Source organism: Micromonospora sp. NPDC047187, from assembly GCF_040643355.1.
Taxonomy (GTDB): Bacteria; Actinomycetota; Actinomycetes; order Mycobacteriales; family Micromonosporaceae; genus Micromonospora; species Micromonospora salmantinae.
The window spans coordinates 269,591-284,388 of the sequence record NZ_JBEYUF010000001.1; the positions used below are offsets into that span (position 1 = coordinate 269,591).

Annotated in this window: 15 protein-coding genes and 2 pseudogenes; 8 read left to right on the forward strand and 9 right to left on the reverse strand. The window is 66.3% G+C overall.

The window, feature by feature from the left end; genetic code table 11:
- Positions 1 to 68 precede the first annotated feature (68 nt).
- Together ABZ794_RS01215 and ABZ794_RS01220 are read left to right on the forward strand one after the other, a co-directional pair.
- Positions 69 to 689: a TetR/AcrR family transcriptional regulator gene (locus tag ABZ794_RS01215; protein ID WP_238688309.1), complete on the forward strand. Its 621-nt coding sequence runs from the start codon at positions 69 to 71 to the stop codon at positions 687 to 689.
- 454 nt (positions 690 to 1,143) lie between these two features.
- Positions 1,144 to 1,506 (forward strand): VOC family protein, encoded by a 363-nt coding sequence (locus ABZ794_RS01220; RefSeq protein WP_307850686.1) that lies wholly within the window; start codon positions 1,144 to 1,146, stop codon positions 1,504 to 1,506.
- Positions 1,507 to 1,730: 224 nt separating this feature from the next.
- Here the strand turns inward: ABZ794_RS01220 and ABZ794_RS01225 are convergent.
- Positions 1,731 to 2,105 (reverse strand): annotated as a pseudogene (locus ABZ794_RS01225) (VOC family protein).
- On the opposite strand from ABZ794_RS01225, the gene ABZ794_RS01230 reads away from it, so the two are divergent.
- Positions 2,067 to 2,252, forward strand: coding sequence for a hypothetical protein (locus ABZ794_RS01230; RefSeq protein WP_210786753.1), 186 nt, complete (start codon positions 2,067 to 2,069; stop codon positions 2,250 to 2,252). The pseudogene ABZ794_RS01225 and the gene ABZ794_RS01230 sit on opposite strands and share 39 nt — an antisense overlap.
- 269 nt (positions 2,253 to 2,521) lie before the next feature.
- Here the strand turns inward: ABZ794_RS01230 and ABZ794_RS01235 are convergent, their stop codons facing one another.
- Positions 2,522 to 2,971, reverse strand: coding sequence for a hypothetical protein (locus ABZ794_RS01235; RefSeq protein ID WP_210786751.1), 450 nt, complete (start codon positions 2,969 to 2,971; stop codon positions 2,522 to 2,524).
- A 716-nt stretch (positions 2,972 to 3,687) separates the two neighbouring features.
- Between ABZ794_RS01235 and ABZ794_RS01240 the strand changes: the two genes are divergently transcribed.
- The 3 genes from ABZ794_RS01240 to ABZ794_RS01250 are packed head-to-tail and all read left to right on the forward strand — an operon-like array spanning position 3,688 to position 5,468.
- Entirely contained in the window at positions 3,688 to 4,368 is a 681-nt protein-coding gene (locus tag ABZ794_RS01240) for a hypothetical protein (RefSeq protein WP_210786748.1), read from the forward strand.
- 27 nt (positions 4,369 to 4,395) lie between these two features.
- Positions 4,396 to 5,022, forward strand: a complete 627-nt coding sequence (locus ABZ794_RS01245; RefSeq protein WP_210786746.1) for a nuclear transport factor 2 family protein — start codon at positions 4,396 to 4,398, stop codon at positions 5,020 to 5,022.
- Positions 5,023 to 5,078: 56 nt separating this feature from the next.
- Complete coding sequence (locus ABZ794_RS01250) at positions 5,079 to 5,468, forward strand: AraC family ligand binding domain-containing protein (protein WP_210786744.1); 390 nt, start codon at positions 5,079 to 5,081, stop codon at positions 5,466 to 5,468.
- A 665-nt stretch (positions 5,469 to 6,133) separates the two neighbouring features.
- Here the strand turns inward: ABZ794_RS01250 and ABZ794_RS01255 are convergent.
- The 4 genes and pseudogenes from ABZ794_RS01255 to ABZ794_RS01270 all read right to left on the reverse strand — a co-directional run bounded on the left by ABZ794_RS01255 (position 6,134) and on the right by ABZ794_RS01270 (position 10,552).
- Complete coding sequence (locus ABZ794_RS01255) at positions 6,134 to 8,260, reverse strand: amylo-alpha-1,6-glucosidase (protein WP_210786742.1); 2,127 nt, start codon at positions 8,258 to 8,260, stop codon at positions 6,134 to 6,136.
- A gap of 1,107 nt (positions 8,261 to 9,367) precedes the next feature.
- Positions 9,368 to 9,598, reverse strand: a pseudogene (locus ABZ794_RS01260) (AraC family transcriptional regulator); the annotation flags it as partial.
- Between the two features lie 260 nt (positions 9,599 to 9,858).
- The gene (locus tag ABZ794_RS01265) at positions 9,859 to 10,365 is read right to left on the reverse strand and encodes a hypothetical protein (protein ID WP_210786740.1); all 507 of its coding nucleotides are present in this window, start codon (positions 10,363 to 10,365) and stop codon (positions 9,859 to 9,861) included.
- A 25-nt stretch (positions 10,366 to 10,390) separates the two neighbouring features.
- Positions 10,391 to 10,552 (reverse strand): hypothetical protein, encoded by a 162-nt coding sequence (locus ABZ794_RS01270; protein WP_247670286.1) that lies wholly within the window; start codon positions 10,550 to 10,552, stop codon positions 10,391 to 10,393.
- Positions 10,553 to 10,710: 158 nt separating this feature from the next.
- On the opposite strand from ABZ794_RS01270, the gene ABZ794_RS01275 reads away from it, so the two are divergent.
- Positions 10,711 to 11,475, forward strand: a complete 765-nt coding sequence (locus tag ABZ794_RS01275) for an ATP-grasp domain-containing protein (protein WP_357513684.1) — start codon at positions 10,711 to 10,713, stop codon at positions 11,473 to 11,475.
- 33 nt (positions 11,476 to 11,508) lie between these two features.
- On the opposite strand, the gene ABZ794_RS01280 is transcribed toward ABZ794_RS01275, so the two are convergent.
- Together ABZ794_RS01280 and ABZ794_RS01285 are read right to left on the reverse strand one after the other, a co-directional pair.
- Positions 11,509 to 11,703 (reverse strand): hypothetical protein, encoded by a 195-nt coding sequence (locus tag ABZ794_RS01280; protein ID WP_357513685.1) that lies wholly within the window; start codon positions 11,701 to 11,703, stop codon positions 11,509 to 11,511.
- A gap of 56 nt (positions 11,704 to 11,759) precedes the next feature.
- Entirely contained in the window at positions 11,760 to 12,257 is a 498-nt protein-coding gene (locus ABZ794_RS01285; protein ID WP_357513687.1) for a hypothetical protein, read from the reverse strand.
- Between the two features lie 123 nt (positions 12,258 to 12,380).
- Between ABZ794_RS01285 and ABZ794_RS01290 the strand changes: the two genes are divergently transcribed.
- Positions 12,381 to 12,593: a transposase gene (locus tag ABZ794_RS01290; RefSeq protein ID WP_210786732.1), complete on the forward strand. Its 213-nt coding sequence runs from the start codon at positions 12,381 to 12,383 to the stop codon at positions 12,591 to 12,593.
- Between the two features lie 193 nt (positions 12,594 to 12,786).
- Here ABZ794_RS01290 and ABZ794_RS01295 read toward each other — a convergent pair whose 3' ends face one another.
- On the reverse strand, positions 12,787 to 14,793 hold the full coding sequence (locus ABZ794_RS01295; protein ID WP_210785980.1) for a carbohydrate binding domain-containing protein: 2,007 nt from the start codon (positions 14,791 to 14,793) through the stop codon (positions 12,787 to 12,789).
- Positions 14,794 to 14,798 lie beyond the last annotated feature (5 nt).

A 14,798-nucleotide genomic window follows, 5' to 3' on the forward strand; every position in this document is an offset into this window, starting at 1 on the left:
GCTCCCGCCGAGGTGGCCGATCGGCAGCGCATCGCAAAGATTATTGATTGATTGATAACATGTCAACTATGGGCCAGAAACGAATCTCCTCGTCCCAGCGACGCGCTTCCGTGCTCACTGCGGCGATCCGGATCTTCGGCAGCAAGGGCTTCGCCGCAACCACCACGGCAGACATCGCCCGCGGGGCCGCCGTGAGCCAGCCCTACGTGGTGTCCCTGTTCGGCAGCAAAGACGCGCTCATCCGAGCCGCGATCGAGCACGCGCTCGACAGAGTGGTCGAGGTGTTCGAACAGACGATCGACGACGACGCACCTGGCGACCTCGCACCGCGTCTCGGTGTCGCCTACCTTCAACTGTTCAAGGAGCAGGGATTGCAACTCTGCCTCGCGCACGCCTTCACCGCCGGCACCGATCCGGAGATCGGGCCACTCGCCAGAGACGGCTTCCTCCGCGTCTACCGAGTGCTCGTCAACCGCGGCCAGCTCACACCCGAACAAGCCAGTCAGACCCTCGCCGCCGGCATGATGGCCAACGTCATCCTCGGCTTACGTCTGGCCGACGACTATGACCGTGAACCCGAAATACGCGAACTCCTCTCGGCGACCTACCCGAGCAATGTCGAGCTCCTCAGGACCGTCACCGGTGCCTACGATGGCGTCGCCCCTCTACAAGGTGGGGCCGGCGTTTGATCCGCTGGTGGGTCAGGTCAACGACGGGACGATCGGATCGTTGGGCTGCAACTGCAGCGCCCGATGGGGCGCCGACCGTTGTAGTGACGCGAATGTTCATTGAGCGTCCTCACCCGGCCTGCCAAACCACGTATCCTCTTCACCGAACGGGTGCTTCCCGACAACAGATGATTTGAGTCTCGACAACCCAATCATCCCTGCCGGCAAGCCATCCGTTCCTCTCGTCGGGCAATGTTGCTTCTCTACCTGCGGATCCGGGCCTGACCCGCCGTGCAGGGGAGCAGCGCATCCGGCCATCCCGGCGCCCGGCGCTCACGCTGATCGAGTATCCGGATCTGCCGCGATCCGCGCGGCACGCAGCGTGACGGCTGGAGCTGCCGCTCGCCATTCGGAACTGCCGAGATGAGTGCGCCTCAGTAGGAGCGGGCTGCACATCGTCGCTATGGTCGGTGTCGTGGAGACACTGGGCCGACTTGCCGGAGTCACGGTCGACTGCCGGGATCCGCAGCGACTGGCTGACTTCTGGTCCGTGGTGCTTGGAGGACGCGTGACGGAGTCTCTTCCCGGCTGGCGGCGCGTCACTGTCGCCGGGGGCGGCCCGGTGCTGACATTCCAGCCGGTCCCGGAGCCCAAGGCCGGCAAGACGCGCCTACACCTCGACATCGCCGTTACCGACGTTGACGAAGCGGTCGATCGGATCGGGATGTTGGGCGGGCGGTGGACAGGTGAACGGCATGACTACCAAGAGGGCGCAGTCCTCGTCATGACCGACCCGGAGGGCAACGAGTTCTGCGTCGTGCAGTACTACCGGGTGTGATCTGGTGAGGCTTTCGACCGAGCATCCGAGACCTGCTGGTGGCGTCGTACGCACCGTCGTCGTTGCACACTGATCACAAGCGGCCGCGAGAGTGTGGAGCCGTCGGCACACTCTTCTGCCGCGATCCGCGCGGCACGCAGCGTGACGGCTGGAGCTGCCGCTCGCCATTCGGAACTGCCGAGTTGAGTGCGTCCGATCATGCTGGAGCAGGCGCGTATGCGGGGTTACCCGGCGTTGGTCCAACTGCGGCTGGACAAGACCAGGTGATATCCGTCAGGGTCTTCCACGGTCACGCCCCATCGATCCCAGTTTTTGCCTTGGGGCGACTCTCCGGCCGCCGTTCGTCTCAAGTTTGGCGACCAAGGACCCGTCTACCGGCGCAGATAGATACAGTACGAGAAGATCCTCAGTCGTGGATGAGGGTGCAACGTGCAGGCCCGGCCCGCCGACCAGTTCCAGATGCCATGAGGCATGCGGCCAACCCACCATCGCCAGGTCGTGCTCGTCGGCGGACTCGGCGGCCGCTCGATAGAGCACCTGCAATCCGAGAATCCTTGCACATGGAACCGTTCAGCCGCCGCGAGGTTGCGGCACTCCAAACAGCGCTCTCTGCCTACCTCGGCCGCTACCGCGGCGAAACCCGCCCGCACCCCGAGTCAGACCTGCGCATCCTCCTGAGCTGGTGCACCGACCACGAACTCGACCCGCTCACGGCCAATCGGGCCGACATCGAGCGGTACGTGTGATGTGACGGCCCGACTCGGCCGGCTGCCTGAGATCGCCGCGATGGGGTGTTCGCCACGGTTGAGCTGGTCGTCACGGGGGTCGCCGGGCGCTGGGGAGGCGACGCCGGGTCGGTCCATTCAGACGACCTCAGCGCCGAGGGCGGCCAGTAGCACGGTGGCGAACAGGGATCGGCCCGAGCCCGGCTAACTCCACGACGTGCAGCCTCCACGGCGGGCCGGTCCTCTCCGACATCATCCCAGTGATGGCCCGCAGGCCGGCCGTCCCGGGATCAGTTCACGTCTACAGTCACCCGCCATGGCAGCACCGGTGCGCCGCAGGGTATCTCGGGGGGGCAGACGTCCCGGTAGGAGGCCAGGCCGCCGCGGCCGGGCTGGACAGCCCGGTATGCGGCAGCGGTCGTGCCGGGCGGCGGAGGCGCCGGCAGCGGCAGGGCGACCATGACGTCGCCGCTGGCTTGGACTGGGGTCCACCAGTTGTACGGGTTGGGGTATCGCACCGGGTCTACGGCGAGCGTGACGTACAGCCGTTGCCACCGTCGCAGGCAGATGGTGCGCCCGTTGTCGGCCTGCCCGAGCTGGATCGGTCGACCGGTCGCATCGGTAGGCACGCAGCCGATCGGTGTCAGCGGGTCGGCGGGAGCCGCCGAGCTGGCCGAAGCCGGTGTGACGGCCAGCGCCGCGACGACGACCACGGCGGTGAAAAGTGTTCTCGCACGCACGAAACCTCCTCCGGTGTAGCAACCAACACATCCGCCTGAGTCTATCTTTTGACGTACGTCTCTTGAAGGACGGAAGGGCCGCGCGGCTCCTATCCGAAATGCAGGCAATGCCGTGCCCCCATCCGACGCAAGAGCGGCCGAGGTGCGCGGCTGGATTACCGGGCATCGCCGGCTCGTACGGGGCAACATGCCGGCGTCGACGTCGCGACGTCCTGGGCTCCGGGGTCCTGCTCGATGGTGAGCTGAGCGACCGGCTCGCACCCGGCCGGCATCCCTGCCCACCAGTACGCCCAGGCGGGGGTGACGTGGCTCGTGGAAGGCATCTACCCCGAGGGCGACTGGATCGACGAGCTCCAGGCGTCGATCCGTCGCGGGCCGCGCGACTGAGGAGGGAGGTTGAGGTTACGCGGCTGACCAGCGGCTCCTCGCCGCCCGGCGAGCGTGGTAGGCGTCCGGACATTCCACCGGTTTAGCTCACAAGGTCTGCCGGTTATGCTCTGGACAGGGTCAGGAAAATGTGCAGCTGTGGCAGTCGGCCGGGTCACTGAGCGAGGCGCGCGACGCTACGGCGGAAATCCGGCGAGGGCTTGAAGCGCTGGCCGGAGTCGATCCGACAGGAGGAACATGACATGAGGATTGCGGTTGCAGGGGGTACCGGTCGGCTGGGCCGGCACGTCGTTGACGTGCTGAACAAAATGGGGCACGAGGCGGTCCCGATGTCACGCGCCACCGGGGTGGACGTGGTCACCGGCGAGGGTCTCGCGCCGGCCCTGACCGGTGTGGAGTGCATCATTGACGCGGCCACCGGGCCATCGCCGGACAAGCAGCAGGCCGCCGCGTTCTTCACCGCTGCGGTGAGCAACATGCTGCGGGCCGGCGAGCAGGCCGGCGTGCGGCTGGCCGTGGTGGTGTCGATCGTCGGGGTGGACAAGCTGACCACCAGCTACGGCGCGGCCAAACGCGACCAGGAGCAGGCATGGCTGGCCGGCCCGATCCCGGTCCGGATCCTGCGCTCGGACCTGTTCCACGAGTTCGTCGAGCCGATGATGCAATGGAGCCGGCAGGATGACGTGATCTACCTACCCGCGGCGCGCAGGCAGCCGGTCGCCGCGCGGGCCGTCGCCGAGACGCTCGCCGACCTGGCCACCACCGACGAGACGCGGTCCATGGTCGAGGTTGCCGGGCCGCGGGTAGAGACCGTGGCTGACCTGGGGGCCATGCTCGCGGCCCGAAATGGTGACCCAGCCAAGGTCGAGCCCCTCAGCGACCCCGGCGACCCGGACAGCGTGCTGTACGAGTCGGGCCAGGTGCTGCCCGGCCCCGACGCCGTCATCGCCGGCCCGACGTTCGCCGAATGGCTCGAGACGGACGCTTCCCGCCCCGCCGCTGGCGGGTAGGTGGCAACGACGAAGGGACGAAAATCGATGAGCAACCTCCAAGCCATCGCTGACCGCGTCGAGATCGAGGCGCTGCGCGGCGAGTTCACGGACGCCGGGATGATGGACGACTACGATCGCCTCGCGTCACTGTTCACCCAGGACTCGGTGTGGCGCATCCCCGCCGTCAATGTCGAGTTCGCCGGCCGCGAGCAGATCCGCGCCGGGATCGAGCGACTCAAGACGCAGCTGTGGGAGTACCTGGTACAAACCACGCACCCGGGCACTATCCAGCTCGACGGCGACAGGGCATCCGGCCGCGCCTATGTCCTGAGTTTCGGGCGCATGCGCGACGGCGGCTCACATCTGAACTACTCCGTGTATCACGACCGCTACCAACGCACTCCGGACGGCTGGAAGTTCACCGAACGCGTCGACGAGGTCCTGTACGTGGACACCACTCCGCTGGCAGGCTCGCCACCCCCCCAGAGCGCCCGCGTCCAACCACAGATGACAATCGCGGCCGACCGCCATACCGGATCCGCTTTTCCATACGCTGATGCCGCCGCCTCGCACCAGCACCACCGCACCGATCAGTGCCAGCACCCGGGCTGGGCACGCGTGGAACAGCGCAGCGATGTGGCCAGCGGATGTTTAGGCGGATCGGAACGGTAACGAGGAAACGAAAGGCTGGGTGCCTTTGCGCACCCCGGCCGAGGAAAGAGTCAACAGTGACCACCCCAATGCACACTTCGATACGGCTGTCCAGTGAAGACGTCGAGGCCTGGAGTCCTGTCGGCGACCAGGGAATCTTCGTAGCCGATCTGGTTGATCTGCCAAGGTTTCCGGCAGCAACGATGACCGTCGGGTACGCCCGCTTGGCCAAGGGCGCGTCGATGGATATCTCCTTCCCGTACGACGAGGTCCTGGTCATCACCCGCGGCACCTACACAGTCCGGTCCACGTCGGCCACCCACGTGGCACGATCCGGCCAGGTCATCTATCTGCCCGCCGGGTCAAGGCACACCGCAGTTGCTGAAGAGGACACCGAAATGGTGTACATCGCGAGCCCGCCCGAGGTCTATGCCGCACACGTCGCGGCGTCGCAGCCAACGCTGTAGCAGGGCAGTAACAGCAGCGAGCCTCGCAGGTCCGCCCGGGTGACACGAGCCTGAACACCTGTACGAATGGGTGTCAATCCTGTCCGCAGGACTTCTGGTATCTGGAAATCACACCCCCCGTAACCCGGCTCTCGACCGGACCTGCCGCTGAGCGGAGCCTCACCAACAGCGGCAGGTCCGGCCACGTCATCGCTGACGGCGATGCCCGCAGTACGGCGATGCATGCATCGCCGCCTGGGTGTTCGGCTGGCTCAACGATGAGATCCGTTCCGCAACTCGCCGCACGGGCACGTGCTGTTCGTCGCCGGGCAGCGGGTGCTGGTCCGGACTATCGCCGTACGGATTAGAGACGCCGCGGGTTTCTCTGGATAGGACCGCGTCCTCCCACGCACACCAGTCGGCCGTGGTCTTCTCCCGTACGGCGGTGTCCGGATGCTCCATGAGGCGGGCGTAGGCGGCGACGATGTCGCCGTCACCTGGCGTGCAAGGGCTCCTTCAAAGCGTTCCCACTGTTCGGGGAAGAACCGGCCGACGCCTCGGCAGAGCCAGTCGATCTCCGATCGCCCGGTCATGGTGACGCTCGCAATTACGATCTCGGATACGCACCGCAGGCGCTGTAGCGCATAGGCCAGGCCCCTGCCTGTCAATGGTGAACTGGCGGAACGTCAGCGAGCGGGACGAATTTCGCTACCTGAGTCGGTTACTTCGATGTCCCACCGCTTGCCGAAGGCGTTTGTGCCGGCTAGCAGGATCCGACCGAAGCCTTCCGGCACCGCGGGATCCAGCACGAGTTGCCCGTCGCGGGCGTCGAGGCCCAGCACCGTGCGTAGAAACAGCAGCGGGGCTCCGCTGGCCCAGGCCTGCGGGTTGCAGGCGGTCGGGTAGCGCACGGGGATCCGGCTGAACTCTCGCTCGTAGCCGGAGAAGGCCTCGGGTAGCCGGAATTCGGAACATCGGGAGGCGTCGAGCATCGCCGTGATTATGCGGTTGGCCTCGTCGCGGTATCCGTAGCGGGCCAAGCCGTGGGCGATCAGGGAGTTGTCGTGCGGCCAGACGGTGCCCATGTGGTAGCCGATCGGGTTGTAGCCGCGTTCGGCGGTAGACACGGTGCGCACGCCCCAGCCCGAGAACATCTCGTCGGACATCAAGTGCCCGGCCAGGATGGCAGCCCGGTCCTCCGGGACGATGCCGCTCCAGAGTAGGTGTCCCATGTTCGACGTCATCGAGTCGATCTTGCGCTTGTCACCGTCCAGTCCGATTGCGTAGTAGCCGCCCCGATCCTCGATCCAGAAGTCACGGTTGAACCGTGCGCGCAGGTCCTCGGCCTCGGCGCGGAGTCGCCGCGCCAGTGCGGGATCATCGAGCGGGCCGCCGTCGGCGAGTTCGGCGATCCGTAGCTTCGCGTCGTAGGTGTAGCCCTGAATCTCGCAGGTGGCGATGGGCAGCACAGGGATCGTGCCATCGCCGAACTGCACGCCGTCCCAGGAGTCGCGCCAGCACTGGTTACCGAGGCCCTGCGGCGACCGCGTCCCATACTCCACGTAGCCGTCGCCGTCGCGGTCCCCGTACTCGTCAATCCACCGTAGGGCGGCGTGGACGTTGTCACGCAGATCCCGGACGAGGTCGTCGTCCAGCGTCCACCGCCAGTACTCGGACAGCATGATGAGCCACAGTTGGGTGGCGTCGGCGGTGCCGTAGTAGGGGTCGTGGGGCTTGATGCCCAGCTGGGTCAGCTCGCCGGTCCGGACCTCATGGATGATCTTCCCGGGTTCCTCGTCCCGGAATTCGTCGACCTCGTCGCCCTGATACTTGGCGAGGGTACGTAGGGCGCCGCGGGTCAGGCGCGGGCCGAAGCAGACCGTCTGGTAGGCGGTGATCAGAGAATCGCGGCCGAACATACTGAGGAACCAGGGCAGGCCGGCGGCCGGGAAATCCATGACCTGGCCGTCAAGGTCGGTCTGGATGCGTAGCGCCACCAGGTCGTCGACGGACTTGTCGAAGGCGTCCTTGAGCACCTGGTAATCCGCCTGCACGGTCGGTGCGGCAGCGCGCCAGCGATGTGCTGGGTCGTTCCTGTCGCCGTCGAAGACCTCCTGGAACTCGCGGGCGGTCAGATACGTATCGGGAGCAGGCCCGTGGAAACACGGAATGATCAGCTCGCAGCTCCACTTCTCGCCGGGCTGCAGGCTCAGGTCCCAGACGAGTTCGTCGCCTTCCACCCGGTCGGCCGGCGGCGCGATCTGCACCTCTACGCTGGCCGCGAACGGGCCGTTCCGGTAGTCGAAGACAAGCCGTGAGCCATCCGGCGCGTGCTGCCGGACGATCTTGTCCGACCGGTCCGTGACGGTCTCCTTGATCTCGAGGATGTCCGCGAAGTCTGCCCCAACCTCTAACCGAAGCTGAAACGACACCGGCTTGTTCGAGAAGCACTGCACAAAGACGCTCTCCTGCATTCCCCGGCCGACGAGACGCTCTCGGCGCACGCCGACACTGTTCGCCCGCAGGTCCGGCAGATCGGGGTTCGTGAGGAAGAACGCGGCGGCGTACGGCTTCACCGGAGCCGACTCCAGCACCAGCAACGGGGACCCGTTCAAGGTGAGCCGCCAACAGTCGAGGAACCGGGTGTCCGCGAACACCAACCCGCCGATCGAACCGCGAGGCACGTCCCCGGTCGCCTCGGAATACATGAACGCGTTGCCCTCGAGGATCGCCACCGTGTTGGGACCCAGCTCGGGCGGTAGCTCCCGCAACACTTCGTCCTGGATGCGACGGTCAGGCATGTCCTGAGGCATCGGGTCGGCTGGTGTCGCTCTGCGGCCTGTCGTCGACACGGGACGTCTCCATTTCTGGGTGAGCGATCGAAAGGGACTGCCCTTCTGAAGCGCACAGAAGCCTTGCCCGAGGTAGAAGCACCTTCAAAGCGGGCGGCCTGAGTTACCCGATATCCCTGTTGAGAAACACCATTCGCTGATGGAACGCGAGTTCCGGCTCGCTGTCGCCGAGGCCCGGGACCGGGGGCAGACCGTGTTCTCAGCTCGCACCAACTGACCGAGATCGAGGCGGTCTGCGACCGTGTCGCGATCCTGCGGGCCGGCCGGCTCGTCGAGATCGCCATCATCGAACAACTACGGGGTCTGCATCGCGCCGAGGTGACCGTGTCGTACACCGGCGTACCCTCGCCAGGTCTTGATCTGGTCCCTGGCGTCGACGCGGTCGAGCAGGTCAGTCCCGGGCGGCTACGGTTCCCGCTCATCGGGTCGCCGGCATCGGCGTTGCGGGCGCTCGCCGCAGCCGAGGTCACCGCGTTTGGCAGGCCGCGAACCGAACCTTGAGGAGATCGTCCTCGACTACTACAGCGCTGCGGAGAGCTCGTCCTGGTACGCCTGCTCGTCGTCGGGCTCTCCGGTCGGGCCGGCGGGGTCCGGCCATGCCGCGGGCATGTGCCTGCCCGCCTGCCCGCAGAGCACGGGTGACTGCCGAGGCCGGCACGCCGTGGCGGCGGGCTGGTTCGGCGGGGGTCTCGGGGGCTCTCGCCATCCGCCAACGGTTCACCGCGATGCCGCAGGCTCAGGCCGGTAGCACGGGCCGTCTGGCCCTGGAGATCAACCGGGACCCGGAACGAGCACGGGCAGCGATGACCAGGGAAGGGCAGGTACCAGCCGCCAGCCGCCGGTCAGCACTGTGGCGAGGGGAATCCGCCCGCGTCGGTGATGACGTGGTGCGGGAATGGTGCCCGCAGGGTGAGGTCTCTGGTGGGCGCCGTCCCTTCGCCAAGGTCCAGGGCTCGGCTGGGAACTCGACACCAGTGAACCACTTCTACCCAGTCTGAACCGGGTGACCGTAGCGTGCTAGGACGCTGTCGGGTGGCGCTGGTTTCATGGGGGTCTGCGGCTGGTGGTCTGGGCTTGCCCGCCGTGTCGGTGTGGTGGTGTCACGAGGCGGCGGGCGACCTCGTTGGCGACGGCGGCGCCGTGGTCGTGGTCGTGGTCGTGGCGCACGATCTCCAGGCACATGTCCAGACCGGCTGCGCTGCCGGCAGAGGTCCACACCCGGTCGTGAACGTAGAGCACCTTGGGGTCGACGCGGACACGGGGATAGCGTGCCGCGAGCTCCCCAGCGTGTATCCAGTGCTGGCGCCAACCAAACACTGGCCGGCAGCCCGCAGTTCCGCCCCCGGCGGACTCGATCGGCCGCGACCCGCGGGACCGGTGGTACGTGGGTCTGCTCATCGCGATCGCGACATCGATCGCGGCGAGCATCCTCCTGTGCGGACTACGACAGGCACTCGGCGGCTGGTACGTGCCCCACGAACCCACCAACTGAGTGCCTCAGCCCAGCCCATGATCACCATCCGTTGGGCTACGAGTGCTGAACTTTTGGATCGTAGGGATCAGCCGCGGCCGGCGACCTCTACGAGAGTCTCCGGAGCGAGGGGTTTTCCGTTGACGTCGAGTGGCGTCACCGGAACTGCCCGATCGGTCGATCGGATCACCGACGTAGAGACGAGGAACACTCCGGAGTGAACCCGGGCGCGCACAGGTGTAGGCGACCCGACCGCGACGGCCGTCGCGCCAGCAAGGGACAACTGGCCCACTAGCCCATTGAGGACCTCGCTCACGCTGGACTGGTCGCCGCCACTGCCTGCTCCGACGGCTGCCTGGTGCCGACCGGACAGCATGCTCTCGACATACCAGCCGGACGGCCCGGTCCAGAGCCGTAACGTGTGCTCGTCGTCGAGCGAGACCGTGTCGGCCAGGACATAGCCAGCTGGTGGTCGCCAGTCGCGCTCAGGTACAGCAGGGTTCGGGGCGATGCTGATGACCGCCGCGACGGCCAGGCAGACGGCCGCCAGCCAGATCACGCTACGCATGTTCGAGCGGAATCCGGCGATGCCCATGATGCGATGCTCGCAGCAATCGGGGTCAGTCGGAGTGTCGGATCTTTCGCATGAGCATCGCCCACACTCCGTATCCGGAACCGACGTTGCCGGTGATCGTGCCAGTGGCCGAGCCCATAAACAGGGCGTTCGCGCAGTCCGGGCAGACTTGCCGGCCGGTGATGGTCTTCTCGAACGGCTTGCTCACGCGCCGACCACAGTCAGGGCAATCCCTGCCAGACAATCCCATTCACGCCTCCTCCAACAGGTGCTCAAGAGGATATCTCTGCGTCTTCATCGTCGAGGTCGCCGACGAGCAGCAAACCGCTGTAACTGCGACGGTGTATTCAGGCAGGATCATCGGCCGTGACACTCGTCCTGCCGCCGCGCCTGACAGCCTCGGCTCAGAGCTTGCGCGACGCCGCTCATCGACGCGGACTGCGCACCGTCCAGCTCGGCTCTTTCGAAGTACCCGCCGGGTTGCGTGCTGATCACCTTCACGCGGGACCGAGCTTCGCCGACGTCGCCGCACCGCTGCTCGGGATCGCGCCCCTGGAGGCTGAACCTGGCTGGCTGACTAGCCTTCCTCGTGAGCTCACCGGCCGCGAGATCACCTTGGTCGCCATCGGCGAGGCCTACGAACTCCGTCGACCGGCGTTCATCAAGTCGCCCAACGACAAGAACATCCCGGCGATGATCTACACCGATGGTTCCCGCCTGCCCGGCCCGGATGCTGTCGACCGGCGGACTCCAGTGCTCGTCAGCGACATCGTCGACTTCACCGCCGAGTACCGGCTACACGTGCTCGACGGTGTTGTCTACACAGGCAGCCAATACGCCGCGCATGGCCGGTTGCACCTCGGCCCTGCGTCGACCGACGCGCTAGCCTTCGGCACCGATCTCATCGCCGGATATGGGCACACGTTGCCCTCCGCCATCGTCGTAGACGTAGGACTGGTCGACGGCCACTGGGCCGTGATCGAGGCGAATGCCGCATGGGCCAGCGGCGCCTACGTGGCGGATCCAGACCTGGTCCTCGATGTCGTCCTCCGAGCGGCCAGCCCAACGGCTTCGGTGACCGCCCGCGACAGACAGTTCATCCGACGGCCTCAGCCGACCGCTACGCTTTAAGAACTCCTAACTCTTTGAGTGTTGGAGTCGGCGCTAGCAGATGATGGCGCAGGCGCAGGCGCAGGCGCAGGCGCAGGCGAGGGTGAGGAACGGTTCGCGGATGTCGTCGCGGATTTCCCAGCGGATGCCTGGACGTCGGAACGAGTGCCGCAGGTCGATGGTCTGCTCGGCAGGGTCCAGGCGCTGCTTGGCTTGTGTGTGACGGACGGGGCCTGAGGTCGTTGCCACCTGTGCTGGGACGAGAAGCGGTCGCGGCCGTACGCGGACACCGGTCGCCGTCGCCGTCACCCCGGTGGCCGGGTGGCTGGGACATCGCGCGGGCAGTCGAAGGCCTCCGGCGTGATCTCGCGAGGTCCGGTGGTTTCCCTATGGACCTCGAAGCGCACGCAGATGTTGTAGTTCACCTCCTCCCCACCCAACCAGTGCTCAGATGCCTGGCCCACCATCACGACCTCGACCGTTGCCAGCAGACCCACCCCATCCTCGTCAGGGTTGTGGACCACGGAGGCGAGCCGCTCGCCCTCAGTCTGGGAGACGAGCCGGTTGAGCACCGTCTGGTTGCTCGCCCAGCCCTCTAGGTTGTGCGAGTCGGTCGCCCGTTGCCCGGTCTCGTGGGCGACCTGCTCAGCCCGCTCCATCACCTGGTCCTCGGCAACGTTGTGGGAGTTGCCGCATCCTGCGGATGACAGCACAACAAGGCAGGCCAGTAGTCCACTGATGCTTGTCGCCCCGTGGCAAGCCGAGGCGAACGGCCGGCGAGGGGTGACGATGTGTCGTGGCATGAGGCCAGAGAATCATCGAGTTTGTTGCCGCGCATCCGTGTGCGTACTCAGCTGTCCTTTAAAGACTCCTAACGAAATGATGTTGGGCGTATCCCTGGGACGTGAGGGTCGTTTTGTCTGAACGTGAGGAGGGCTGAGCCACCGCCGTGGATCGTCTCGGACGACCTCTGGGCCGAGGTCGAACCGCTGCTGCGACCTCGACCGCCTCGCCGGCACCGGTTCCCGGGCCGCAAGCCCCTCGACGACCGCAAGGTGCTGTGCGGGATCCTGTTCGTGCTCTACACCGCGATCCCGTGGGAGTACCTACCCCAAGAACTCGGGTTCGGGTCGGGATGACCTGCTGGCGCCGGTTGCGAGACTGGAACGACGCCGACGTGTGGCAACGCCTGCACGAAGTCCTGCACGGCAAGCTGAGAGCCGCCGACCAGCTCGACATGTCCCGGGCGGTGATCGACGGAACCCATGTCCGGGCCCTCAAGGGCGGCCCAAAACCGGTCCGAGCCCGGTCGACCGCCGCAAGCCAGAGCCTTTACCAGGTGTCCCCGGCCACGCGGATCTTGACGGCATCGAGGTGTGCGGTGCCCGTGACCGTGGGATCCGTATTGCCGACGTACACCCGCACCACCTGGGTGGCGACGCTCGGCGAGGTGAAGTCGACTGCTACCGGAGTCCAATCGGTGGTCGTGATCGGCACGTTCGCCAAAATGGTCCCGGTCGTCTCGTTGAGCACCCATACTCGACCCCCGGCCGCTCCGGCGACTTTCCCGACAAAGCTCAACGTGTACGTGGCGTTGGCCCGCCAGCCCTCCCAGCCCTGATTCACCTGCTGGGCAGCACCGCCGACCGAGCGAACGGTCAGGCCGTAGCGGCCCTCGTAGGCGTTCGCCGGGTCGCGGAAGGCGGTGCTGGCGCTCGAGCCGGCCCGGTTCCACTGCGCTGGTTGGGTGGCGTCGAAGCTCGTCGCGAGTTCGAACCCCTGGTTGACCACTTTGGAGCGGTCCCATTTCATGATCCGCGTGAGCATCAACATTTCGACCGCACCATTGTTCGAATTTTGGAACTGCTGAGTGGCGATGGGAAAGATATTCTTAGCCCACTGCGCGTACTCTAGCCACTCGACAAGGCGCCAGCTGAACGACTCGTCACCGGTACCGTTGACGAACTTCGACACTCGTGGCGTCGTCAGGGAGCCGTTCCACATCAACTGGGTCAGCGTGTTGGTAAAGCGCTGCATGTCGGTGGCGGTGAAGACGTTGCCACTCTCGTAGAGTTCGCGCGCCGCGCCGACGTCGATGTTCGCGTGTGATGTGTCCTCGACCGCCGTGCTCTGCGGCGAGTACGTCCACGTGTAGGCGTCACCGTTGAGGGTGAGTCTGCCCTTGAAGAACTGGCCGGTGCGGCGGGCCCGGTCCAGGTAGGTGGCGTCTCCGTTCACCTGATGCAGCACCAGCAGCATCTGCCCGTAGGCGAGGGACTGGTTGTACGGCAGGTAGTCGTTGGCTGGCCGAGGGCTGTGGGAGAACGAGTCGAAGTTTGGCGGCTGTGTGTACGTGCCGGCCGTCGAGATCCAGGTGTTCCCAATGTAGGGGCTGGACTCCCAGCGGGGCACGATCTCGTCTTCAAGGAACGCTCGGTATGTGGCCGCCTGCTCGGCGTAGGTCGCGGGCAGCGACGGCTGACCGTGCACGAGGCGGGCGAACTTGGCGATCGCGGTGCCGATCATCCCGTCGTGCACGATGTAGGGGAACCGGCCCTTGACGGTCACGTCGTCGAAGGACGCGCTGCCGCCGGAGATTTGATAGTCGCTGTGCCCGAGGAATAGTTGCAGGTCGTGCCCTGCCGCCGACGGCGTGCGGCATTCGGTGCTGTGGGTCGCCCAGGTCGTGTTGGTGAACGCGGTCGAGCACAGGACCGTGTTGGTCGTCCGGTCGATGATGTGCGCGCGACCGCCAGCGGCCGAGCCGTTGGTCCTCGCCCGGAACGTCAGGTCGTAGACGGTGTTCGGCTCGTACGTGCCGAGCTGCTGGTAGATCCGGCGCCAGGCGGCACCGTCGGAGTTGATCTGCATGCCGTAGGCGCCGCTGGCCCGATCGGTGGTACGGCGTGCCGTGGCGCTGGTGGTCTGCCAGCGCGTCCAGTTCGCCGCCATCGTCGAATCACCCGAGGCGGCGGTCTCGAAACCGGTGTTCAGTACCTCGTCTGGCGAGTATCGGGAGGTGCTCCAGCCGAGGTAGCCGTCGTTGTCGTCATCGTCGGCGTTGGCGATGATCTGGTCGACGTGGGTCACCAGCTTGTCCAGCCACCGGGTGTCCCGGCTGAGTTCGTACACGTCCAGGTAACTGTTCAGGACGTAGCTCTCGCCCCACGCCAGGGTGGCGCTGTCCGGGCCGGTGTAGATGCTGTCACCGAACGCGGCATCCATCGCCACGTACCTGTCGTACCAACCGTTTCCGGAGGCGCTCCCCGTACCAGGGCTGACCACGGTCAACATGGCCGCCGCGACCACCGTCGCCGTGAGACTTCGAAGGATCTTCACGCGCA

What these genes read in the sequence shown, in the direction of transcription:
- ABZ794_RS01285 (WP_357513687.1), bottom strand. Translation starts at nt 12,257, where the DNA reads ATGCCACGACACATCGTCACCCCTCGCCGGCCGTTCGCCTCGGCTTGC.
- ABZ794_RS01240 (WP_210786748.1), top strand. Translation starts at nt 3,688, where the DNA reads ATGTCACGCGCCACCGGGGTGGACGTGGTCACCGGCGAGGGTCTCGCG.
- ABZ794_RS01245 (WP_210786746.1), top strand. Translation starts at nt 4,396, where the DNA reads ATGAGCAACCTCCAAGCCATCGCTGACCGCGTCGAGATCGAGGCGCTG.
- ABZ794_RS01255 (WP_210786742.1), bottom strand. Translation starts at nt 8,260, where the DNA reads ATGCCTCAGGACATGCCTGACCGTCGCATCCAGGACGAAGTGTTGCGG.
- ABZ794_RS01265 (WP_210786740.1), bottom strand. Translation starts at nt 10,365, where the DNA reads ATGGGCATCGCCGGATTCCGCTCGAACATGCGTAGCGTGATCTGGCTG.
- ABZ794_RS01230 (WP_210786753.1), top strand. Translation starts at nt 2,067, where the DNA reads ATGGAACCGTTCAGCCGCCGCGAGGTTGCGGCACTCCAAACAGCGCTC.
- ABZ794_RS01215 (WP_238688309.1), top strand. Translation starts at nt 69, where the DNA reads ATGGGCCAGAAACGAATCTCCTCGTCCCAGCGACGCGCTTCCGTGCTC.